Annotated in this window: 20 protein-coding genes; 13 read left to right on the top strand and 7 right to left on the bottom strand. The window is 69.2% G+C overall.

Annotated features, from left to right (window positions below):
• Nucleotides 1-15 precede the first annotated feature (15 nt).
• Nucleotides 16-1,452, bottom strand: a complete 1,437-nt coding sequence (locus tag ABD908_RS15555) for a mannitol dehydrogenase family protein (protein ID WP_344997511.1) — start codon at nucleotides 1,450-1,452, stop codon at nucleotides 16-18.
• 2 nt (nucleotides 1,453-1,454) lie between these two features.
• The gene (gene manD / locus ABD908_RS15560) at nucleotides 1,455-2,672 is read right to left on the bottom strand and encodes a D-mannonate dehydratase ManD (protein WP_344997513.1); all 1,218 of its coding nucleotides are present in this window, start codon (nucleotides 2,670-2,672) and stop codon (nucleotides 1,455-1,457) included.
• Nucleotides 2,673-2,798: 126 nt separating this feature from the next.
• On the opposite strand from manD (ABD908_RS15560), the gene ABD908_RS15565 reads away from it, so the two are divergent.
• Genes ABD908_RS15565 through ABD908_RS15575 form a run of 3 tightly spaced genes read left to right on the top strand, consistent with a single transcriptional unit; the run spans nucleotide 2,799 to nucleotide 6,543 of the window.
• Entirely contained in the window at nucleotides 2,799-4,211 is a 1,413-nt protein-coding gene (locus tag ABD908_RS15565) for an MFS transporter (RefSeq protein WP_344997515.1), read from the top strand.
• A gap of 11 nt (nucleotides 4,212-4,222) precedes the next feature.
• A complete protein-coding gene (locus ABD908_RS15570) occupies nucleotides 4,223-5,212 on the top strand; it encodes a C-terminal binding protein (RefSeq protein WP_344997517.1) in 990 nt (329 codons plus the stop codon).
• 2 nt (nucleotides 5,213-5,214) lie between these two features.
• Entirely contained in the window at nucleotides 5,215-6,543 is a 1,329-nt protein-coding gene (locus tag ABD908_RS15575) for an enolase C-terminal domain-like protein (protein ID WP_344997519.1), read from the top strand.
• On the opposite strand, the gene ABD908_RS15580 is transcribed toward ABD908_RS15575, so the two are convergent.
• On the bottom strand, nucleotides 6,511-7,485 hold the full coding sequence (locus ABD908_RS15580; RefSeq protein ID WP_344997521.1) for a sugar kinase: 975 nt from the start codon (nucleotides 7,483-7,485) through the stop codon (nucleotides 6,511-6,513). The genes ABD908_RS15575 and ABD908_RS15580 overlap by 33 nt on opposite strands.
• A complete protein-coding gene (locus ABD908_RS15585; RefSeq protein ID WP_344997523.1) occupies nucleotides 7,482-8,144 on the bottom strand; it encodes a bifunctional 4-hydroxy-2-oxoglutarate aldolase/2-dehydro-3-deoxy-phosphogluconate aldolase in 663 nt (220 codons plus the stop codon). The genes ABD908_RS15580 and ABD908_RS15585 overlap by 4 nt, the downstream gene beginning before the upstream one ends.
• Nucleotides 8,145-8,325: 181 nt before the next feature.
• On the opposite strand from ABD908_RS15585, the gene ABD908_RS15590 reads away from it, so the two are divergent.
• From ABD908_RS15590 to manD (ABD908_RS15605), 4 genes are all read left to right on the top strand, one after another.
• Entirely contained in the window at nucleotides 8,326-9,084 is a 759-nt protein-coding gene (locus ABD908_RS15590; RefSeq protein WP_344997525.1) for an SDR family oxidoreductase, read from the top strand.
• A gap of 31 nt (nucleotides 9,085-9,115) precedes the next feature.
• Complete coding sequence (locus ABD908_RS15595; protein ID WP_344997527.1) at nucleotides 9,116-10,459, top strand: MFS transporter; 1,344 nt, start codon at nucleotides 9,116-9,118, stop codon at nucleotides 10,457-10,459.
• Nucleotides 10,460-10,566: 107 nt separating this feature from the next.
• Entirely contained in the window at nucleotides 10,567-11,538 is a 972-nt protein-coding gene (locus tag ABD908_RS15600) for a LacI family DNA-binding transcriptional regulator (protein WP_344997529.1), read from the top strand.
• Between the two features lie 52 nt (nucleotides 11,539-11,590).
• On the top strand, nucleotides 11,591-12,808 hold the full coding sequence (gene manD, locus ABD908_RS15605) for a D-mannonate dehydratase ManD (RefSeq protein ID WP_344997531.1): 1,218 nt from the start codon (nucleotides 11,591-11,593) through the stop codon (nucleotides 12,806-12,808).
• A gap of 49 nt (nucleotides 12,809-12,857) precedes the next feature.
• Here the strand turns inward: manD (ABD908_RS15605) and ABD908_RS15610 are convergent, their stop codons facing one another.
• Nucleotides 12,858-13,607: a lipase family alpha/beta hydrolase gene (locus tag ABD908_RS15610; RefSeq protein ID WP_344997533.1), complete on the bottom strand. Its 750-nt coding sequence runs from the start codon at nucleotides 13,605-13,607 to the stop codon at nucleotides 12,858-12,860.
• A gap of 323 nt (nucleotides 13,608-13,930) precedes the next feature.
• Between ABD908_RS15610 and ABD908_RS15615 the strand changes: the two genes are divergently transcribed.
• Genes ABD908_RS15615 through ABD908_RS15635 form a run of 5 tightly spaced genes read left to right on the top strand, consistent with a single transcriptional unit; the run spans nucleotide 13,931 to nucleotide 19,679 of the window.
• Complete coding sequence (locus ABD908_RS15615) at nucleotides 13,931-15,367, top strand: APC family permease (protein ID WP_344997535.1); 1,437 nt, start codon at nucleotides 13,931-13,933, stop codon at nucleotides 15,365-15,367.
• Nucleotides 15,364-16,158: a DeoR/GlpR family DNA-binding transcription regulator gene (locus ABD908_RS15620; protein ID WP_344997537.1), complete on the top strand. Its 795-nt coding sequence runs from the start codon at nucleotides 15,364-15,366 to the stop codon at nucleotides 16,156-16,158. Before ABD908_RS15615 ends, ABD908_RS15620 begins: the two co-directional genes overlap by 4 nt.
• 18 nt (nucleotides 16,159-16,176) lie before the next feature.
• A complete protein-coding gene (locus ABD908_RS15625) occupies nucleotides 16,177-17,715 on the top strand; it encodes a GMC family oxidoreductase (protein WP_344997539.1) in 1,539 nt (512 codons plus the stop codon).
• 12 nt (nucleotides 17,716-17,727) lie between these two features.
• On the top strand, nucleotides 17,728-18,774 hold the full coding sequence (locus tag ABD908_RS15630; RefSeq protein WP_344997541.1) for an SIS domain-containing protein: 1,047 nt from the start codon (nucleotides 17,728-17,730) through the stop codon (nucleotides 18,772-18,774).
• Nucleotides 18,771-19,679 carry an ROK family protein gene (locus ABD908_RS15635; RefSeq protein ID WP_344997543.1) on the top strand — a complete coding sequence of 303 codons (909 nt, stop codon included), beginning with the start codon at nucleotides 18,771-18,773 and terminating at the stop codon, nucleotides 19,677-19,679. The genes ABD908_RS15630 and ABD908_RS15635 overlap by 4 nt, the downstream gene beginning before the upstream one ends.
• A 14-nt stretch (nucleotides 19,680-19,693) precedes the next feature.
• Here ABD908_RS15635 and ABD908_RS15640 read toward each other — a convergent pair whose 3' ends face one another.
• Nucleotides 19,694-20,893 (bottom strand): MFS transporter, encoded by a 1,200-nt coding sequence (locus ABD908_RS15640; RefSeq protein ID WP_344997545.1) that lies wholly within the window; start codon nucleotides 20,891-20,893, stop codon nucleotides 19,694-19,696.
• A gap of 71 nt (nucleotides 20,894-20,964) precedes the next feature.
• Between ABD908_RS15640 and ABD908_RS15645 the strand changes: the two genes are divergently transcribed.
• The gene (locus ABD908_RS15645; protein WP_344997547.1) at nucleotides 20,965-21,867 is read left to right on the top strand and encodes a LysR family transcriptional regulator; all 903 of its coding nucleotides are present in this window, start codon (nucleotides 20,965-20,967) and stop codon (nucleotides 21,865-21,867) included.
• Between the two features lie 87 nt (nucleotides 21,868-21,954).
• On the opposite strand, the gene ABD908_RS15650 is transcribed toward ABD908_RS15645, so the two are convergent.
• The coding region (locus ABD908_RS15650; protein ID WP_344997549.1) for an IclR family transcriptional regulator domain-containing protein at nucleotides 21,955-22,285 on the bottom strand (331 nt) is incomplete at its 5' end.

Genomic DNA, 22,285 nt, shown 5'->3' on the forward strand with positions numbered 1-22,285 from the left:
GAGTGTCGGTTCTGGTTACGCGCCGATCTCGTGGATCGCGGCGGTGACCCCGCTGCGGCGGATGACGTCGACGAGCTCGCCGACCCGGTCGACGAACGCCGGGCGCTCGGCCAGATCGACGCCGAGGAGCTGCTGTTCGCCGATCACGCGCGCGGCCAGCTCCGGACCGCCGGCGGAGGCCGCGGCGGCCCGCTCCAGCATCGGGCGCGCCGGATCCTTCATCGCGGCGGCGTGCGGTCCGGGGTCGAAACCGGCGAGTGGCGCCAGACACGCCAGGTAGCCGGCTGCGGCCAGCGCCAGCGCGTGCGGCATGGTCCCGGCGTCCAGCAGGGCCAGCGCGGCTGCGGGGATCCGCTGCCGGATCTTCACGGAACCGTCGGAACCGACCTGGCTGACCATGTGCCCAAGGGCGCTGTTCCGCCAGCGCGCGAACAGCTGCTCCTCGTACGCGTCGAGATCGACGCCGCTCGGGAGCGCCACCGTCGGGCGGTATTCGCGCATCAGCGCCTGGGCGGCCGATTCGACCGTGCGGATCGCCACGGCATCGGCGATGCCACGGGCGCCCGACAGCGCACCGAGGTAGGCGATCAGCGAGTGCGTGCCGTTGAGGAATCGCACCTTCAGCTGTTCGTACTTCGGCACCTCGTCCGAGAAGACGGCGCCGCCCGCCTCCCAGGCCGGCCGTCCCGCCGCGAACCGGTCCTCGAGCACCCACATGCTGAACGGTTCGGCGGGCACCGGAACGGCGTCGGCGTAGCCGCACTCCTCCGCCACCAGTCTGCGGTAGTGGTCGGTGGTCGCGGGGACGATCCGGTCCACCATGGTCGACGGGAACGTGACCGCCTGCTCGAGCCAGGCCAGTGTCTCGGTCGCCTCGGGCCCCGGGAGCAGGCGGACGAACTCCTCGACCAGCCGCTGCGTGTGATGACCGTTGGCGGCGAGGTTGTCGCAGCTGAGCACGGTCACCGGCGCGCCATGAGTGCGGGCGCGTTCCTGCAGGCCGCGGACGAGCTGCCCAATCGCGGTGACGGGCGCTGCGGGATTCCGCAGATCGCTGCGGATCGGGGCGGCGTCGGAGTCCAGCTCACCGGTGCCGGGGCGGTACCAGTACCCGCGCTCGGTGACCGTCAGCGAGACGATCCTGGTGCGCGGCGCCGCGATGGCCGACACGACCCGGGCGGGTTCCGTCGCGGCGGTGAACGCATCGGTGTGCACCGCCGGCACGGAGTACGACTGGCCCCGCGGGCTGATCTCGATCACCGTGTAGCGCATGCCCTGGGCCTGCAGGGCGGCCGGGATGTCCTGTGAACGATTCGAGACGCCGACGATGCCCCAATCACCCCCGGCCGCATCGAGCGCCGCGCGGGTGTACACGGCCTGGTGGGCGCGGTGGAAGTTGCCCAGACCGAGGTGGACGATCCCCGGTGCGGACGGGATCTCCGGACTCGGCATCGTCACCAGTCCTTCACCGTCCCGTCGACCTCGCGTGCGACCGGGAGGTAGGCCTGCACGTACGGGAACCGGGCCGCTGCAGCCTCGTCGACGTCGACGCCGAGGCCCGGCTCGTCACCGGGGCGGAGGTACCCGTCCGACATCCGGAAGCTGCTCCGGAACACCTCACCGACCAGCGGGTCGTAGCCCATGAACTCGTGGATCCCGAAGTTCGTGGTGGCCAGGCACAGGTGCAGCGACGCCGACATGCTCACCGGGGAGACGTCCGACGGTCCGTGCGGGCCCGCCTTCACCTGATAGAGCTCCGCGAACGCCAGGATCTTGCGCATGTGGGAGATGCCGCCGCCGTGCACGACGGCCATCCGGAGGTAGTCGATGAGCCGCTCGGTGATCAACCGGTCGGCGTCCCAGACCGAGTTGAACACCTCGCCGATCGCCAGCGGCACGGTGGTCTGGGCCCGCACACCGCGGAGCAGCCGCTGGTTCTCCGCCGGGATCACATCCTCGAGCCAGAACAGGTCGACCTGCTCGAGCGAGCGGGCCAGTCGCGCGGCCTCGGTGGGGTTCAACCGGTGGTGCGCGTCGTGCAGCAGCTTCAATTCCGGACCCACGTGTTCGCGCACCGCTGCGAGCACCGTCGGCGCGTGCCGCAGATACGCCGACGTCTCCCAGACCTCCTCGGCGGGACCGCCGCCGCGGCCCGCGGGCTCGTAGGCCGCGCCGCCGCGGGTCACGCCGTAGACCTTGTCCAGACCGGGGACACCGAACTGCGCGCGGATCGCGCGGTAGCCCTGCTCGCGTTTCCGCTCCACCGAGTCCAGCAACTCCGGCACATCCCAGCCGGTCGCGTGGGTGTAGCAGAGGAGCTTGTCGCGCACGGCTCCGCCGAGCAGCTGGTACACCGGAACGCCCAGCGCCTTGCCCTTGATGTCCCACAGCGCGAGGTCGACCGCGGCGATCGCCGCCATCGTGACGGGACCGCGTCTCCAGTAGGCGCCGCGATACAGGTACTGCCAGGTGTCCTCGATCCGGTCCGCGTCGCGGCCGACCAGGGCCGAGGCCAGATGATCCTGTAGATACGCGGCCACGGCGAGTTCGCGCCCGTTCAGGGTCGCGTCGCCCCAGCCCACGACCCCGTCGTCGGTGGTGATCTTGAGAGTGACGAAATTCCGACTGGGACTTGTGACGAGGACGTCAACCCCAGCGATCGTGCGGGCCATGGTGTGGATGCTCGCACAGGATGAAAAATTTTGGCCGAAGACGTGAAAGTTCTTGTACTCCTGCCGTTACGGACTCCCATGTGTGATGCTGCTGAAGCCCCCACGCGTAGACATCGAGGTCTGACGATGAATCAGGACACCATCCGGCGGTTGTCGGACGAAGCGACCGAAGTACTGCTGAACAAGGCCGGCACCTCCTCCAGCTCGCGCGGCGGCTGGATGATGATCTCCACGATCCTGATCGAGGCGTGGGATCTGTACGCGTTGTCGTTCGTGCTGATCTTCATCAAGACCGAATATCACCCGAGCGCTTCGGAACTCGGCCTGCTGACCGCAGGCGTGCAGGGCGGCGCCCTGGTGGGCGCGCTGATCGGCGGCTACGTGGCCGACCGGCTCGGCCGCAAGCGGGTGTTCATCCTGACGATGGTCCTGTTCATCATCCTCGCGCTCGCACAAGGCTTCTCGCACGGCATCTGGGACCTCATCGTCATGCGGTTCCTGATCGGAGTCCCGCTCGGCTCCGACGTCTCGAACGGCTACACGTACATCATGGAGTCGATGTCCAAGCGGAGCCGCGAGCTGATGGGCAGCCGATGGCAGGGCATGTTCGGCCTGGGTGAGGTCCTCTCCATCGTGGTGATCACCCTGCTCTACACGCTGCACATCGACCACAACTTCCTGTGGCGCACGTCGCTCGCCCTGGGTGCCGTGCCCGCGATCATCCTGCTGCTCTGCCGACTGAACCTGCCCGAGACGCCGGCATCGCTGATCCAGCGCGGCCAGTTCGTGAAGGCCAAGAAGGCCTCCGTGGAATTGTTCGGCGATCCCCTCGCCATGCTCCCCGACCACGACGTCACCATCGAGAAGCCCAAGGTGGGCGACTTCCTCCAGGTGATCTGGGCCGACCCGATCAAGCGCAGGGCGTCGATCTTCGGGTGGATCTCCAACGCCTGCCAGGGCGCGGAGTTCACCGCGTTCGCCTTCTACCTCCCGGTGATCCTGGTGACCGCGGGCGTGGGAGTCTCGGGCGACAACAACATCACCGGCACCAACATCGTCACCGCGGTCATCTACTGCATCGCGACGGTCTCGGGCTTCCTCGCGCCGTGGATGATCAACAAGACCGGCCACCGCGGCGTCGCCATGTGGGGTTACGGCATGGCGTTCGTCGGCCTGGTGATCGGCGCCATCGCCCTCCAGATGGACATCAAATGGCTGATCGTGGCGGGCGCCATCGTCCTGATGTGGGGACACTACTGGGATGCGTCGAACGGCATGACGATCTGCTCCATGGTCGCGCCGTCGCGGTTCAAGGGGACCGCGTCCGGTTTCGGGTACTTCTTCGTCAAGGTGGCGTCGTTCTTCGGCGCCTACGCCTTCCCCGTGATGACCGACGCATGGGGCAAGGTCGGAGCCACACTCGCCGTCTCGGTGCTGTCGCTGATCGGCTTCCTGAGCGCGAAGTTCATCCTGCCCGAGGTGTACGGCTACGTGGAGACGGAGCAGCAGAGTCCGCCCACCGAACTCTCCGCCGCGTAGCCGTCGCGGCCATGGCCCGAGTCACGCACAAGGTGGTCGTCGTCGACTGCGACCACGAATCGCTGGACATCGAACGGGACCTCGCCGCCCAGCGGGGCATCGAACTCGAATCGGCGCAATGCCGTACGGAGGACGAGGTGATCGCAGCGGCCGCGGACGCCGACGCGGTGCTCGTCCAGTACGCCCCGATCACCGCGCGAGTCCTCGATCGGCTGCCCGCGGTCCGGGCGATCGGCCGCTACGGCGTGGGGATCGACACCATCGATGTGGCTGCCGCCACCGCGCGCGGCGTGGCGGTGAGCAATGTCCCCGACTACGGCACCGAGGACGTCAGCGACCACGCTCTGGCTCTCGCACTCGCGCTGTCCCGGGGGCTGATCGAGCTCGATCGCGGGATCCGCGCCGGGTCCCACGACCAGGTTCCCGCGAAGCCCCTGCACCGGTTCGCCACCCGGGTCTTCGGCATCGTGGGCCTGGGGCTCATCGGTCGAGCGGCGGGAAGGAAGGCCGCGGTGCTGGGTTTCACCGTGATCGGCTGCGACCCGTGTCAGGTGCCCGGGACGAGAACATCCGAGGGGTTCGAGGTGGTGTCCTTCGACGACGTGCTACGCCGCTCCGACGTCCTGTCACTGCACGTGCCCCTCGGCCCCGACACCCACCACCTGATCGATGCGGACGCCCTCGCGGCGATGAAACCGACGGCGGTACTGGTGAACACGTGCCGGGGTGGCGTCGTCGACACCGCCGCGCTCGTCGCCGCACTCACCACCGGCGGTCTGAAGGCCGCGGGCCTCGACGTCCTGGAAGAAGACCCCGTGCCCGCCGACCACCCGATCGCCCGGCTCGACAACGTGATCCTCACCCCGCACATCGCCTGGTACAGCGAGGAGTCGTACGGGGAATTGAAGTACCGGACCCTCGAGAACGTCGCCGACGTCCTCGCCGGCCGACGCCCACGCAACATCCTCAATCCCGAGGTGCTGGCGGGACTGGAGATATAGCCATGCCGACCATCATCGGCGTCGACGCGATCGACGTCCGCTTCCCGACATCGCTGAACCAGGACGGTTCGGACGCGATGAACAAGGACGGCGATCACTCGGCGACCTACGTCGTGATCCGGACCGATGATCCGGGGGCGGCGGGGTACGGGCTCACGTTCACCATCGGCCGGGGCAACGACGTGTGCGTCCTCGCGGCGAAGCTGCGCGGGTCGCCGCTCGTCGGTCGGAGCGTCGAGTCCGTCGTCGGCGACCTCGGCGGTATCTACCGGCTGCTCAAGTCCGACTCGCAGCTGCGCTGGCTCGGCCCGGAGAAGGGTGTCGAGAACCTTGCACTCGCGGCGGTGATGAACGCGGTATGGGATCTGGCGGCGCGGGTGGCGGGGAAACCGGTGTGGCGGCTGTTGGTCGACATGACGCCTGAGGAGCTCGCCGACGTCTGCGACCTGCGCTACCTGTCCGACGTGCTGACCCGTGACGAGGCGGTCGCCATGCTCGCCGAGACGGTGCCCACCCGCAAGGCCCGCATCGCCGACCTGGCCGAGAGCGGCTACCCGTGTTACACCACCAGCGCCGGCTGGCTGGGGTACTCCGACGAGAAGCTGCGCAGGCTGTGCGCCGAGGCCGTCGCCGACGGCTACCGGCACGTCAAGCTCAAGGTGGGAGCCCGACTCGAAGACGATGTGCGCCGCCTACGAATCGCCCGGGAGGCCATCGGAGACGACACCCGCCTGATGATCGACGCCAACCAGGTGTGGGACGTTCCGCAGGCCATCGAGTGGGTGCGGGCGCTCGCCGAATTCGACCTGCTGTGGATCGAGGAGCCAACCAGTCCCGACGACGTCCTCGGGCACGCGGCGATCCGCGCCGCGGTGGCTCCGATCGGCGTGGCGACCGGCGAGCACGGCATGAACCGGGTGCTGTTCAAGCAGCTGTTCCAAGCCCGTGCGATCGACTACTGCCAGATCGACGCAGCGCGCCTGGCCGGCCCCAACGAGATCATCCCGATCTACCTGATGGCGAAGAAGTTCGGCGTCCCGGTGTGCCCGCACGCCGGCGGAACCGGGCTGTGCGAGATGGTGCAGCACCTGTCGATCTTCGACTACGTGGCCGTGTCGGGTTCGCTGGAGAACCGCGTCACCGAGTACATCGACCATCTCCACGAGCACTTCGTCGACCCGTGCGTCATCGCGGCGGGCGCCTACACGCTGCCCGATCGGCCGGGGTACGGCGCCCGGATGCACGACGCGAGCGTCGCCCGGTACGCCTACCCGTCCGGCGAGTACTGGGCCTCCGGGTCAGCGGCTCACCGGCTCCGCGGCGGCCAGTAGCCCGAGCTCGTTCCGGCGTGGCATGCCCTCCCAGTCGCCGGGCACGAGGCACGCGAACGCTCCCACGGTCACGGCGGTCTGCAGGCGGCTCTCGACATCGGCCCCCGCGAGATGCTCGGCGACGTACCCGGCGACGAAGCCGTCGCCGGCCCCGACGGTGTCCACGGGCTGGACCGGCACAGCGCGGCGACGGTAGGTCCGGCCGTCGATCCGAGCGACGCAGCCTTCGGCCCCGAGCTTGACGATCGCCGCGCTGGGGCCGAACTCGCAGAGCCGCACGGCGAGGTCGACCGGATCGTCCGCGGGACCCACCGCCATCGCGGCCTCCTCATCACCGGCGAACACCAGGTCAGCGCGCCGCACCAGCTCGCGGAACGCCTCGCCCGCGACGTCCGGCGACCACAGTGCACTCCGGTAGTTCAGGTCGAACGACACCTGCGTGCCGTTGTCCCGTGCGATGTCGACGGCGTGCTGCGCGGCCGCGGACGCGGAGTCGGAGAGCCCCAGGGAGATACCCGTGACGTGCAGCAGGCGGGCGTGCGCCACGTGCTGCTCCGGAACGTCCGCCCGCTCCAGACGGGAACCCGCGTTCCCGTCCCGGTAGTACCAGATGCGCTGGTTATGCGCTGTGCGTCGCTCCTTGATCATCAGGCCGGTCGGCTTGACGGGATCGCGGGTGGCCACCGCCTCGATCCCCTCGGCGGCCAACTCCCGCAGGATCTTGTCGCCGAGGCTGTCTGCGCCCAGGCGCCCGACCCATGCCACCGATACGCCCAACCTGCGAAGCGCGACGGCGAAATTCGACTCCGCGCCGCCCATTCCGAACCTCGCGGCGGAGACCTGCGCGAGCGGGCCCACCTCGTCTGCCCGGATCAGCGCCATCGTCTCGCCGACGGTGACCACCTCCGGCCAGTCGCTGCGCCCCGAGGCGGCTGCGGTCATGCGTCCGCCGCCTCGGCCACCAGCGAACTCACGCGCTTCGCACGCTCGGTCAGCGCGGCCGGGCTGCCCCCGGAGAACGCGTCGCGAAGCAGCGGGCCGCCGAGGCTGACCGCGACTGCGCCGGCGGCGATCCAGGCGGGTGCGTCGTCGATTCCGACGCCTCCGCTGGGCACCACCTGCAGCGCGGGGAACGGTCCACGCAGCTGGCCGATGTACCCCGGCCCCACTGTGGACGCCGGGAACAGCTTCACCGCGGTGGCACCGCACTGCCAGCCGGTCAGCAGCTCGGTCGGCGTCAACCCGCCGGGGAACACCGGGACACCACGGCGGACGGCGGCGGCGATGACCTCGGGCTGCATGGTGGGGGTGACCAGGAACGCGGCCCCCTGGTCGAGCGCGGTCTCGGCCTCGTCGGTGGCGGTGATCGTTCCCACCCCGATCTCGGCCGTGTCCCCGAAGTCCTCCACCAGGCGCGGCAGCAGGTCGAACACGCCCTCGGTGCTCAGCGTCAGCTCGATCGAGGCGACGCCGCCTGCCACCAGCGCGTCGATCACCGGCGCGTATTCCCGTGCGTGCCCCGCGCGCATCACGGCGACCACTCGGCCTGCCAGTAGCAGCGCCGACGGTGCCGGCCGGGCGACGGAGGGGGTGACGGTCATCGATTCGTCCTTCGGGCTGTCCAGGGAGGCGGCCACGAGGTCTTCCGCGCCGCCGAAACGAGGTGATCCCCGTCTCACCCGAGTGATGGTAGACCCGCCCCGAGTCCCGATGCAACCAGTTGACAATTCTTGCACAAGGCTTGCATAGTGATGCGGAGCACATCGAGGACAGGAGATCCCCATGACGCACGCATTCGACCTCGCAGGCAAGGTGGCGGCGGTGACCGGTGCCACGCGGGGCATCGGCCGCGCGATCGCGCTCGGACTCGCCGAAGCGGGAGCCGACGTCGCGCTGCTGCAGCGCGCGTCCGGCGATACGTCACTGCGGGAGGAGATCCTCGCCTTGGGACGTAGGTGCGAAGTGATCCCGTGTGACGTACTGGACAACGCGCAGGTACGCGCCTGCGTGCCCGAGACGATCCACCGGCTCGGCGGCCTGGACATCCTCGTCCCGTGCGCCGGGATCCAGCACCGCAGTCCGTCGGTCGACTTCGCCGAGGCGGACTGGGACCGCGTCATGCAGGTGAACCTCAAGAGCGTGTGGTTGCTGTGCCAGGCCGCCGGGCGCCACATGGTGGAACAGGGATACGGGAAGATCATCATGATCGCGTCGGTGGCCTCGTTCCAAGGCGGATACACCGTGCCCGCCTACGCCGCTGCGAAGGGCGGGATCGCGCAGCTCACCAAGGCGCTCGCCAACGAGTGGTCCAGCCTCGGCGTGAACGTCAACGCGCTGGTCCCGGGCTACATCGACACCGACATGAACGAGGCGCTGATAGCGGACGCGACCCGCAGCGAGCAGATCGGCGTGCGCATCCCGGCGGGTCGCTGGGGCTCCCCGGACGACTTCAAGGGCCCGGCCGTCTTCCTCGCGTCGGATGCCGCCGCGTACGTCCAGGGACATCTGCTGGCCGTCGACGGCGGCTGGCTCGGCCGGTAGGGGCCGGACGCCCTCTTCGAGAGATACGGATATGAGCGAGATGAATGAGACGCACGCGAATGAGACCGCCAGAGTCGGCCGATTCCGATACGTCATCGGGGGGACCTTCTTCTGCATGGTTCTGGTCAACTATCTGGACAGAGTGAACCTCTCGACCGCAGGTCCGGCGATGATGAAGGAACTGCATCTCAGCGAGTCCACGTTCGGGATCCTGGCGTCTGCGTTCACCTGGACGTACCTGGTGTTCCAGTTGCCCGCCGGCCTGCTGTTGGACAGGATGGGCGTCAAGTGGCTCGTTCGCGTGGGCTCCTTCCTGTGGGCGATTCCGACCCTCCTGACCGCCGTGCTCAGCGGGCTCGGGCCCTTGATCCTCGTTCGCGTGTTCCTCGGTCTGACCGAAGGACCGATCGTTCCCGCAGCCTCGAAGGCCACGGGCTACTGGTTCCCCTTCCGTGAGCGCGGGTTCGCGACATCGCTCTTCGAGTCGGGCTCGAAGGTCTCGAACGTGATCGGTGTTCCGTTGTGCGCGTTGGTGATCTCGGAATGGGGCTGGCGCTGGGCGTTCGTGTGGACGGCAGGGATCAGCCTCGTGTTCGCGATCTGGTTCTGGATCATCTACCGGGATCCCGAGGACCAACCCCGACTCTCGAAGGCGGAGCTGGAGTACATCCAGGACAACGGAGCCCAATCGGTCGGCCTGCCGGTGCCCGGCGAGGGCCTGGGATTCCTGCTGCGGCAGCGGAAGGTCTGGGGGCTGGCGATCGGCTGCTTCGCGTACAACTATGCGATCTTCGTGTTCCTGACGTGGCTACCCGACTACTTCGTGCACGCGACGGGCATGAAGATCCTGAAGTCGGGGTTGTTCACCGCGATCCCGTGGACCTTCGGGTCGCTGGGCGACCTCCTGATCGGCGGCCTCCTGGTCGACATCCTGATCCGCCGAGGCTTCGATAGTTCCCGCGTTCGCAAGTGGATGATCGTCATCGGTCTGCTGATGGGCGTGGCTGTCGTCGGGGCGGGCAGCACACACAGTCCGGCCGTCGCGATCACATGGATCTCCGTCGCCGTGATGGGTGTGTGCATCACCGCGCCGGTGTTCTGGGCGATTCCGTCGATCATCGCGCCCATCGGCCGGGTCGGCACCGTCAGCGGCATCATGAACATGACGGGGATGATCGCTGCCCTGGTCAGTCCCATCGTCACCGGATTCATCCTCACAGCCACCGGTTCGTTCGCGCTCGACTTCCTGATCATCGCGGTGGTACTGCTGGTCGGCATCTACGCGATCCTGGGGCCGCTCGGGCAGATCGAGCAGATTCCGGCGCCGGCCCGGGATGGCTCGGCGAGCACTTCCGACCCCCGACTGCCCGCCTAGGTCGGGTCTCCCAGCCATCGGATATATGGACCACCTATCTCTCACAATCGGATTGCGCAATATTGCACAATGTGACACACGCCATCGCCCGACCCCGAGGAGTCCCCGTGCCCGCGACACTCACCGACGTTGCCCGCCGAGCATCGGTATCCCTGGCGACCGCGTCGCGCGCCTTCAGCGACCCTGATCGGCTGGCCGTCGCGACACGGCAACGCGTCGTCGCCGCAGCAGCGGAGCTGGGGTACGAGTCGCCGTCGCTCCCCGCGACTCGGACCATCGGTGTCGTCGTGCCCGACGTGGCGAACCCCGTCTTCGCCTCGTTGCTGAAGTCCATCCACGATCAGGCCTGGCACGGGCGCCACCAGTTGGCCCTGGTCAGCACCAACGAGGAACCGGGCCGTGAACGCGAGGCACTCGAGCGGCTCGCGGGATCGGCGAGCGGGATCATCCTCGTGTCGCCGCGCCTCCCGGCCGAACAGATCGCCCCGACCGCGGCGCGGACAGCCATGGTGGTGATCAACGGGCAGACGGACGGCGCGGCCGGTGTCCTGCTCGATGCGACCGACGGGATCGCGCAGGCCGTCGAGCACCTGCACGCGCTCGGCCACCGCCACATCGTCTATGTGCCCGGCCCCGCCGGTTCGTGGGCGGACCGCAACCGACAAGAGGCCGTGGCGACGAACTGCGCGCGATGGGACATCGAGTTCACAGCGGTCGGTAGTCAGGCCGCTGCGGTGAGCGGCGGCCGCGCGGCCGCGGCGCCCGTGCTCGCCAGCAGAGCGACCGCGGTACTCGCCTACAACGACCTCGTGGCCCTCGGCGTACGGGCCGGCGCGCTCGGCTTGGGCCGGCACTGCCCCGAGGATCTCAGCGTCATCGGCATCGACGACCTCGAAATCGCTGCCGAGTCGGATCCCCCCCTCACCTCCGTCCGCGTCGCGATCACCCAGTCGGGCACGCTGGCGGTCGACCTCCTGCTCAGCCGGATCGACGGGAAGTCCCCGTCCGAGAGCGCCGTTCGGCTGGACTCCCAGCTGATCGTGCGCGCTTCCACTGCTCCCCCACGAACTGCGGCGTGACGTGCCCTGCCGGGCGCAGACCGACCGCTCGACCGAGAAGAATGTGAACGCCATGTCCAATACGATCGTTTCCGCGGACGTCATCGTCACCAGTCCGAGCCGCAACTACGTCACCGTGAAGGTGACGACGGCCGATGGATTGGTCGGCTGGGGCGACGCGACCCTCAACGGGCGGGAGTTGTCCGTTGCGAGCTATCTCCGAGATCACCTGGCGCCGGCCCTCGTCGGCCGGGATGCGGACCGGATCGAGGATGTCTGGCAGCTCTTCTACCGGGGCGTCTACTGGCGTCGCGGCCCCGTGACCATGGCCGCGATCGGCGCGGTCGACACCGCCCTGTGGGACATCAAGGGCAAGGCGCTGGGGGTACCCGTGTATCAACTGCTCGGCGGCGCCGTGCGCGAGCAGATCCTCACCTATACGCACGCCACGGGTTGGGACCTGCCGGCGCTGTGCGAGTCCGTCGATCACGTGCTCGCCCGAGGCTTCCGCGCGGTGCGGGTGCAGTCGGGTGTGCCCGGCCTGAACCGGGTGTACGGCGTCACCAGGGGCGCCCAGGCCTACGAGCCCGCCGGCCGGGGCAGCGGTCCCGCCGAGGAGACGTGGGACACCGGAGCGTATCTCCGGCACGCGCCCCAGATGCTGCGCGCGATCCGCGAACACGTCGGCCCCGACATCGATCTGCTGCACGACGTGCACCACCGACTCACGCCGACCGAGGCCGTCCAGCTGGGCAAGGCGGTCGAGCCCGTGAACCTGTTCTGGCTCGAAGACGTGACGCCGGCCGAGAACCAGCAGCTGCTCCGCCAGGTGAGGGCCCAGACCAGCGTCCCACTCGCCATCGGCGAGGTGTTCAACACCGTGTGGGACTGCCAGCAGCTGATCACCGAGCGGCTGATCGACTACATCCGCACCGCCGTGGTCCACGCGGGCGGCATCTCGCACATCCGCAAGATCCTCAACCTGGCCGAGGTGTTCCAGGTGAAGGGCGCGCCCCACGGGCCGTCCGACGTCTCGCCGATCAGCCTCTCCGCGTCGCTCCACGTGGGGCTGTCCACGACGAACTTCGCCATCCAGGAGTACATGGGCTACGACCCGCTCGTCAGCGAGGTGTTCCGGTCCAGCTTCACCTTCCGCGACGGATACCTGCATCCCGGAGACGAGCCGGGGCTGGGCGTCACCGTCGACGAGGAGGCCGCCGCCCGGTTCCCATACGAGCAGGCGTATCTGCCGATCGCTCGCCGCCGCGACGGGACGATGACGGACTGGTGAGATGAGAAGGGTTGGAAGCTGCCGGCTTCCAACCCTTCTCGTCGAGCGGTTACTTGCCGCCCGGGTACAACGTCTGCTTCACGTTGATGGAACCGGCGGGCGTGCTGGCCTGGGTGCCGTCGCAGCGCCCCGCGAGCGCCTCCTTGATCTGCTGCAGCACACGGGGATCCAGCGGCTCGATGATGTGGTCGTACTCGCCGTTACCGGTCACCGTGGGGATCGGCGTCATGCGGCACTGGTTGCCGGTGAGCCGACCGTCGACCCACTCCTTGGCACTGCGGATCGAGAAGTACCTGGTGGGTCCCACGGTGTTCACGCCCGAGTTCAGGTTCTTGATGAACGCCGAGGTGTCGCACACATCGTGCGCGGTGCCGGACTGCCCGCAGCCGGCCGGATTGCCGTACTGCGGGGTGCCGATCGCGATGTACTCGTTCACCTTGCTCGCGCCACCGAGGTCCTTGAGGTAGTAGCGCGCCGAGAGCCCGCCGACGCTGTGGCCGACGATCGCGATCCCGCCCCTGGGGTCGGCCTTGCGGGCGGCGTCCACCGCACCGGCGATGACGCGGGCGTCGGCGGGAAGGTCGGTGCCGTCGGTGGTCAGCACGTCGACGTGGTAACCCGCCTGCTCCAGGCCGAACTTGAGCGGCTGGTACGGCAGTGCCCCGAACGTCTGACCGGGAACGATGATCACCTCCCTGATCGGTCCCGTGGCCGGCGCGGCGGACGCGGGGGCACTGGCGAGAGCCCCGGCGACGGCGACGCAGGCGGCAGCGGCGGCAAGCTTCGATCCGATTTTCATGAGGGCAGCCTAACCGACCTAAGGTGAGCCTGTGCGATCGGGCCGGAAGATATCCGACTCCGATGTGGACTGCCGCATATCCGCAGGCGACAGGCCTGTTGCACATGCACGGAGATTCTCAGACAACGGCGGCGCGCCACGCGCACAGCCGCGCTCGCACCTCGTCGGGTCAGCACCGTCGCGTCACTCGATCGTCACGCGCCGACACGTGAACGCAACAAGAAATCTCACATCCAGTGTGTACATGAACACTTTTTTGTGTCAGAGTTAACACCCCAGGTGTTAGAAAGGCCTGGTCACCATCGGCTTCCAGGAGAATCCCCATGTCCACCGTGCACAGCGACGGCGTGACCCACGCCCCGTCCAGCGGCCTCCGAACCGGCTCCATCGGTCTGGGCGGCACCCTGATGCAGTCGATCGCACAGATCTCGCCGACGCTCGGCATCTTCTACACGATCGCCTTCGCCACCTCGCAGACCGGCGTCACCGCACCGCTCACCTACCTCGTGGCGTTCCTCGTATGCCTCGTGATCGCGGTCCCGATGCTCGGTCTCGCGCGCCATCTGCCCTCGGCGGGCGGCTTCTACACCTACGTCTCCGCCGGCATCGGGCCCAAGGCCGGCTTCATGACCGGGTGGCTGTACGCCGTCATGGTCACGATCGTGCCCGCCTCACTCGCGGCCTTCACCGGCGCCGTGCTGCACGACGAGTTGGACGGCAAGTACGGCTTCCCGGTGCCCTGGTGGGTCTACTCCCTCGCGATCCTCGCCGTGTGCTTCGCCTGTGCCTACCGCGGCATCGTCATCTCCATGAAGTTCCTGGTGGTCATGACGTGCTTCGAGATGTGCGTCGGCCTGGCGCTCGCGCTGTCCGGCCTCTTCCACCCCGGTCCCGGCGGCGTCAACGTGAGCGGCTTCGACCCCGCCAACATCACGCACGGCTCGGGCTTCTTCCTCGCGATCGTCCTGTCGATCTTCGCGTTCACCGGATTCGAGAGTGCCGCGGCGGTCGGCGAGGAGTCTCGCGACCCCAAACGGATCGTCCCGCGCGCCATCATCGGTTCGCTCGCGCTGATCGGCCTGTTCTACGTGATCACCGCGTGGGGTCTGCAGCTCGCCTGGGGCACATCGAACCTCGCCGCCCTCGCATCGTCCCCCACGGCCCCAGCCTTCGTCCTCGCCGACCGGCTGTTCGACGGTGCCTCGATCATCGTGCTGATCGCACTCGTCAACTCCGGGCTCGGCGTGTGCGTCGCCTGCACCACCAGCGCGACCCGCACCCTGTACGGCATCGCGCGCACCGGCGCCCTGCCCGCGGTACTCGCCCGTGTGCAGAAGCGGCACGGCACGCCGGTCGTAGCGGTCTACCTGCAGTCGGCCGTCGCCGCGGTGATCTGCCTCGCCGCCGGCCTCCCGCTGGGCCCGTACAACCTGTTCAACGTCCTCGGCACCACCGGCACCTTCGTGTACATCCCCATCTTCATCCTCATGAACATCGCCGCCTACCTGTACTTCCGCCGCCGCCACCCGGAGGAGTTCAACGTGTGGGCGTATGTCGTGGCCCCGATCGTCTCCACGCTGGCACTGTTGCTGATCGCGTATAACAGCATCGTGCCGCTGCCCGCCATGCCGGTCACGCTGGCGCCCTTCATCGCACTCGCCTACGTGCTGGCCGGCGCCGGCGTGCTGGTCCTCCGCAATCTGCGCCCGGGCAGACGAGACTGGATGAGCCGTGCCGGGGAACTACCGGACATCGAGTGAGCACCGCGACCGACCACACCGAGGAGAGCACCATGAACGCCGACACCCGCCAGCAGGACATCCTGGCGCAGCTGAGCAGGCGCGGCGAGGTGGCGATCACTGAGCTGAGCGTGCGATACGGCGTCTCCGAGATGACGGTGCGTCGCGATCTCAACCAACTCGCCTCCGCCGGGCTCGTGGTGCGCACACACGGGGGCGCTGCCCCCGCCGCGAGCGGCAGCTTCGAACCCCCGTTCGCTCTCCGGTCCCGAACCAACAGCGAGGCCAAGCGGCGCATCGCGATCGCCGTCGCCCAGCAGGTCCTCGACGGCCAGACGCTGATCCTCGACGGTGGTACTACCGGCATGGCCGTCGCCGAGGAACTGGTCGGCCGCAACATCACCGTCTGCGCACTGAATCTGCGGGTGGCAGAGGTCCTCGCGGCCGACTCTGCGACCCGCGTGCTCACCCCGGGCGGGCTGGTCCGCGCGGGCGAGGCCTCGTTCGTCGGCTCTCAGGCCGAGGCCGCCCTCGCGGCCTACCGCTTCGATCTGTTCGTGATGACGGCGTCCGCGGTGGCCGCGAGCGTGGGATTCACCGAGTGGAACATCGACGACGCCGCGGTCAAACGTGCCGGCCTCGCCAACTCGCGGCGCACCGTCGTCGCCGTCGACGGCTCCAAGTTCGGTCAGGAGGCGTTCGCCCGGATCTGCGGGCTCGACGACGTGGCCCTCATCGTGACGGACGAGTCCGTCGACGCCCGGCGGCGCGACGAGTTCACCGTCGCCGGCGCGGAACTCCTTATCGCATAGACCTTTCCGAAAGAGATCATGAGCAATACCTACAGCCCGCTGCCCGAGCAGGTCGACACTGTCGTCATCGGCGGCGGCACCGGCGGCGCCGCCTTCACCGGCGTACTGGCAACGCATACCGACGAATCCATCCTACTGCTCGAGGCCGGCCCGGACCACGGGCCGTACGCCGACGGTGGCTGGCCCGCCGACATGTTGTCGGCCAAGTCGATCCCGCTGTCCCACGACTACGACCTCACGACCACCCGCACATCCGGCGCGGGTGTGCTGGACCTGCCGCGTGCACGGATCCTGGGCGGCTGTTCGGCGCACAACGGATGCACCGCCTCGGTGTCCGCCCGCTACGACTACGACGAGTGGGCCGCGCAGGGCAACCCGTCGTGGGCCGCGAACAGGGTTGCGCCGCTGCTGGAATGGGTGCACAACCGCTTCCGCGTCCGGCGCTACACCATGGACGAACTGACGCCACCGCAACGTGCGTTCGTCGAGGCGGGGGTGGCGGCGGGACTGCCGTTCGCCGACGATCTCGACACGCTGGAAGCGGCCGAGGGCATCGGGCCGATGCCGGTCAACATCGTCGACACCGTCGACGGAAGCGGCCGGCGGATCGGTGTCCGGTGGAACAGTGCGTTCGCATTCCTGGACGCTGTGCGCGACCGATCGATGATCGCCGGCGAGTCCCCGGTGGACCGGATCGACGTGCGTGACGGCGTCGCCCAGGGCGTGTGGGTGACCCGTGGCGGCGAGCAGTCCTACGTCGCGGCAGGCCGCGTGGTGGTCGCGGCAGGCGCCTACCACTCCCCCGCACTGTTGCTGGCGTCCGGGATCGGCCCCGCCGACGAACTCGCCGCCCTCGGCATCGAGGTCGTGGTAGACCTACCCGGCGTCGGCCGCCATCTGCTCGACCACGAGTGCGTACAGCTCGACTTCGCCGGACGCGCAGGGCTACTCGACGAGATCGCCGCGATGGACTGGGATCCGGACGAGCAGACCGTCGGCCGGGCGCGATCCAGCGTGTGCGACGGCGGCCCGTACGACATCCACGTCTTCATGGTGGCCGGTGCCAACAGCGGGCACCCGGGTCTGCCGCCCGTCTCGCTCTACGGCGGCGCCATGCGGGCCAAGTCGGAGGGCACGGTGACCCTGGGCCCGGACCGCGACGTGGTCACCCCCGTCATCGAACACCGCTACGGCACTGCCGAAGAGGACCGGATCGTCCTGCGCGAAGCCCTCGCGCTGCTCGAGCGGATGTGCGCGCAGCCCGGCCTCGCCGAGGTACTCGGCGAGCGGGTGGTCAGCGGATCCGGCGACCCGCTCGACGATATCGTCAACTACTGCCACCCGGCGGGCACCTGCAAGTTGGGCCCGCCGACCGACCCCACCGCCGTGGTCGGCGATGACGGTGCCGTGCACGGTGTCTCGGGCCTGTACGTCGCGGACGCATCGATCATGCCCGCCATCACCCGCGGCAACATCAACCTACCCACCGCCATGATCGGCGCCAACATCGCCGCACAGCTCGCCGACGTCGCCATCAGCGACATCACCGGCGGATAGAGAAGGAGAGAGATGACCATCGAGACGACACCCTTCGAGCTGGACATCGCCGAGCAGCCCGATGCCCTGCGGCGCCTGGCGGCCGCGGGTGCGCCGGACGGGCTCCGGGCGCTGGCCGGCCGCAGCTGGGAGCGGATCGTGCTCACCGGGATGGGGAGTTCGCATTTCGCGGGATTGCCGACGTGGCGCGCGCTGGTCGCCGCGGGCCGACCCGCGTGGTGGGTCGATGCCGGACAGCTGCTGGACACACCGGAGCTACTCACCCCGGGCACACTGCTCGTGGCGACCTCACAGTCGGGTGCATCCGGCGAGGTCGTCGAGCTCCTCGGGCGCGTCCGCGGCACGGGCGTCACCGTCGTCGGCGTCGCCGACGACGAGTCCAGTCCGCTGGCGACCGGCGTCGACCTCCGTCTACCGCTGCACAGCGGGCCGGAGGCCACCGTGAGCACCAAGAGCTACCTGAACACCCTCGGCGTGCATCGGCACATCGCCGCGGCCTTCACGGGCGTCGACGCGGGCACCGTGAGCGCCGAGATCGCCTCCGTCGCCGACTTCGTGGCCCGATCGATCGCGGACATCGACGTCGCAGGGCTGGCGGCCCGCATCACCACCGCGCCGGATCGGCGCATCGCGGCCGTGGGCAATCGCGATCAGGCCGCCACCGCGCTGCTCGTCGGTCTGATCGTCAAGGAGTCGGCCAAGGTGGCGATCGAGGGCTTCATCGGTGGCCAGTTCCGGCACGGCCCAGCAGAACTGGCGGGGCCCGGCCTGTCGGTGCTGCTGTTCGGCTCCTACGCCGACCAGCCCGACCCGTCGCTGACCGCGCTGTCGCGAGATCTCGAGGCCGCCGGCTCCACCGTGGTGCTGGTCGGGGACGCGCAGCCGGGTGGCGTCTGGGCCGACGGTGCTGCCGCCGTGGCCGCCCCGGGCGCGGGCGGGCTGGAACGCTTCGCCACCGGCACCGTCGCCGCCGAGCTGTTCGCGGTGCAGATCGCGCGCGCCAACGGAGTCGTGCCGGGCGCGTTCGCGTTCGGCAGCAAGGTGACCACGGCGCTATGACGGGGCGCGGCCCGGCGGTGGGGATCGATCTGGGCGGGACGGGGCCCCGCGTGGTGGTCCTGGACGGCGACGAGGTCGTCGCGCGGGTATCCCGTGCGACCCCGACCGGCTTCGGGACACGGACCGGTGCAGTCGACTTCCTCGTCTCCGCCGCCGCGCCGCTGCTCACGAAGACCGGCCCCGGCCCGCTCTCGGTCGGTATCGGCGCGAGCGGACCGATCGACGTCGACGGCGTGATCCGCAATCCCGCGACGCTGCCGGGCTTCTCGGGGGTCGCGCTGCTCGACGGGCTGCAGCAGCGGCTCGGGGCGCAGACCGTGGCGATCGACAACGACGCCGTCACGGCGGCGCTGTACGACACGCGGCGCGGCGTCGCGGCCGGACGAGGGTCGGCGCTCGTGGTGACGCTGGGCACGGGGGTCGGAACGTGCGTGGTCCGAGACCACGCGCCCTGGCGCGGCGCCGACGGTGTGCACCCGGAGGCCGGCCACCTCACCGTCGACGGCGGCGCGCCGTGCTACTGCGGGCGAACCGCCTGCTGGGAACAGGTCGCCGCCCGCTCGGCGTTGCAGCGTTCCGCGGAACGCCTGGTCCCGGGGACCGCCGGCGCGGCGGCGATCGATGCGGTGGTCGACCGCTCCGCGGCCGGCGACCACGCGGCTCGGGAGTTGTTCGAGGACTTCGGATCGCACGTGGCGGCCGGGCTGGCCGACCTGCTGACCGTGCATCGCTGCGAGTGCGTGGTCCTCGGCGGCGGGGGCGCGCGGTACGCCTCCGCGTTCCTCCCCGCCGTCCGGGACGGCCTGGGCCGCGTGGTGGACTGCTTCCCCATGCCCGAGCTACTCGTCTCGGACAGTGACGCCTACGCCGGCGCAGTCGGCGCGGCGCTGCTCGTCGCGGGCTGATCGGGCACGACCGCTCAGCGCTCGCCTACCTCTCGATCCAGGCGGACGGCGGCCGAGAGCCTCACCTCGGGTCCGCGGCTGCAGCCGACCGCAACGACACCGATCGCGCAGAACAGCACTCCGGTCGACACGGCCGCGCTGGGCCCGACCGCACCGACGGCGACACCGCCCACCGACGCACCGGCGGCGATGGAGCAGTTGAACACCAGGACGTAGATCGATGTCGTTGCTTCCCCGGACCCGTTCTCGGTCGCTCGCAGGACCATCGTCTGCAGTGCCACGGGTAGCGCAGCGTAGGACAGACCCCAGACGGCGAGGAGCACAGCCAGCGACGACGACGAGTGTGCGACGCCGATCAGCAGGAGCGCGGCGGTGAGGGTGGTCGTCAGACCGATCAACACAGGCCGCATGGATCGCGATCGCGAGAGCAGCACGCCCGCCGCGAGGTTCCCGACGAGGCCCGAGACGCCGTAACACAGGAGGAAGCATCCGACGAGGCCCGCGCCGATCCCGCGTTCCAGAAGCAACGGTGCGACATACGTGTACGCGGCATAGTTGCCGACCACGACGGTCGCGGTGATGAGCAGGACGCCGCGAACCACCGACGACCGCACCAGTGGTCGGAGGTCGGAGAACTCGAAGGCACCCGCGGACGGCAGCGCGGGGAGCAACGCCACCACGAGGACGAGTACCAGCGCACAGACCGACGACAGGAGCGCGAACACCCAGCGCCAACCGACGACGCTGCCGATGAACGCGCCGACCGGTACCCCGAGGACCAGGGCGGCGGAGATCCCCGAGAACACCTCCGCTGTCGCCCGAACCGCGTTCCGGCGAGGCACCAGCCGAACGGCGACACTCGCGACGATGGCCCACAGCAGCCCGTGGATCAGACCGGACACGAACCGCGAGACCATGAAGGTGACGAAGTTCTGGGCGACCGCGGAGAGGGCATTGCCTGCGGCGGAGACCACGAGGATCGACACCAGGAGGGTCCGTCGGTCCACACGACCGGTGACCACCGTGACGACGGGCGCCAGTAGTCCGGCCACGATTCCGTAGAGGGTCACACTCAGCCCTACCCGGCCCTCGGAGACGCCGAGGTCGTGCGCGATCGACGGCAGTAGTCCCATCGGCTCCATCTCGGTGGTCGTGACGACGAAGACGGCCAGGCCGACCGTCGTCACGGACAACCAGCTGCGTGCTCGTGCCACGGGTCCAGACTGACCGGAGCCGTCCGTTCATACAAGCAACACCTTCTGAAGCAACTGATTACACTTGCTTCATGGATGTGGAGCGGCTGCGAATGCTCCGTGAGCTGGCCGATCGCGGCACGGTGCACGCCGCGGCCGAGGCGATGTCGTTGACGTCCTCGGCGGTGTCGCAGCAGCTCAAGCGATTGCAGCGCGAGGTCGGGCTCGAACTCCTCGAGCCCGACGGTCGCCGCCTTCGGCTCACCGAGGCCGGCAAGGTTCTCGTCGCCCGGGCAGACGAGGTACTGGCCGCCCTGGACAGGGCTCGCGCGGATATGGACGTCCTTCGGACCACACCACGCGGGACGGTGCGCGTCGCCATGGTTCCCTCGGCCGCAGTGTTACTGCTGCCGGGACTCATCACCGAAGCAGCAGCGATCGACGTCCAGGTCATCGGTCGAGACATCGATCAGCCGGCCGCCGACGCTCTGGCGCTGCTCGCCGACTACGACGTCGTCGTCGTGGATCGTGACGAGCGGGACGCGTCCGACTGGAGTCCCCGCATCGACGCCACGCTACTGTTCCGCGAGACCCTGGAGATCGTGCTCAGGCCCGATCATCACCTTGCCGACTCCGAACACATCGCCCTACACGAACTGGCACACTGCCCGTGGATCAGCGTCGGCATCGGCCACATGGTCGACGACGTCCTGCGGTCGCTCGCCGTTCAGACCGGTATCAGCCCGCGAATCATCCAACGCATCAACGACTTCCGCGTCGTCGAAGAACTGGTGCTGGCGGGTGTGGGAGTCGCGCTGCTTCCCCGGTACACCACCACGTCCGGCACGCTGGTTCGCAAGCCCGTCGACGGTGTCGAGGTCGCCCGCCGCGTGGAAGCAGTCACGCGTGCGGGCGCGGTCGCTCGTCCATCCGTCGCGGCGGTCATCGACATACTCACGGACCTCGCCGAGCAGCTCGTAGCCGAACGGCATTGAAGAAGCGGTAGACCTTCTCGCCCGAACTGCGCTCTGGCGGGCCCGGATCGTCGCACTACGAGCACAAAGGTCCGCGTCGCAGATCTCTCACGAATTCTCTGTCGCGGTGAGTTCGCGGGCGATGGTCAGTGCCGTGGTGCGGACGGCCGGGCCGACGCGCCGGATGTCGACCTTCCCGATCCATCCCGTCGCCGAGACGGCACCGACGGGCTCGCCACCGTCGGGCGCGATGACGCACGCGACGCACGCGACCCCGGCCGCGGACTCCTCGTGCTCGTACGAGATCCCGCTCGCCGCGATCCGGCGCAGGTGTGCCGCCAGGGTGCCGGGCGCGGTGATCGTCCGCGGCCCCACCGGCGCCAACCCGCCCGCGAGCACACGCTGCAGCACGTCCGGCGGCGCGGCGGCGAGCAGCGCC

The sequence above is a fragment of the Tsukamurella soli genome, assembly GCF_039541155.1.
GTDB lineage: Bacteria > Actinomycetota > Actinomycetes > Mycobacteriales > Mycobacteriaceae > Tsukamurella > Tsukamurella soli.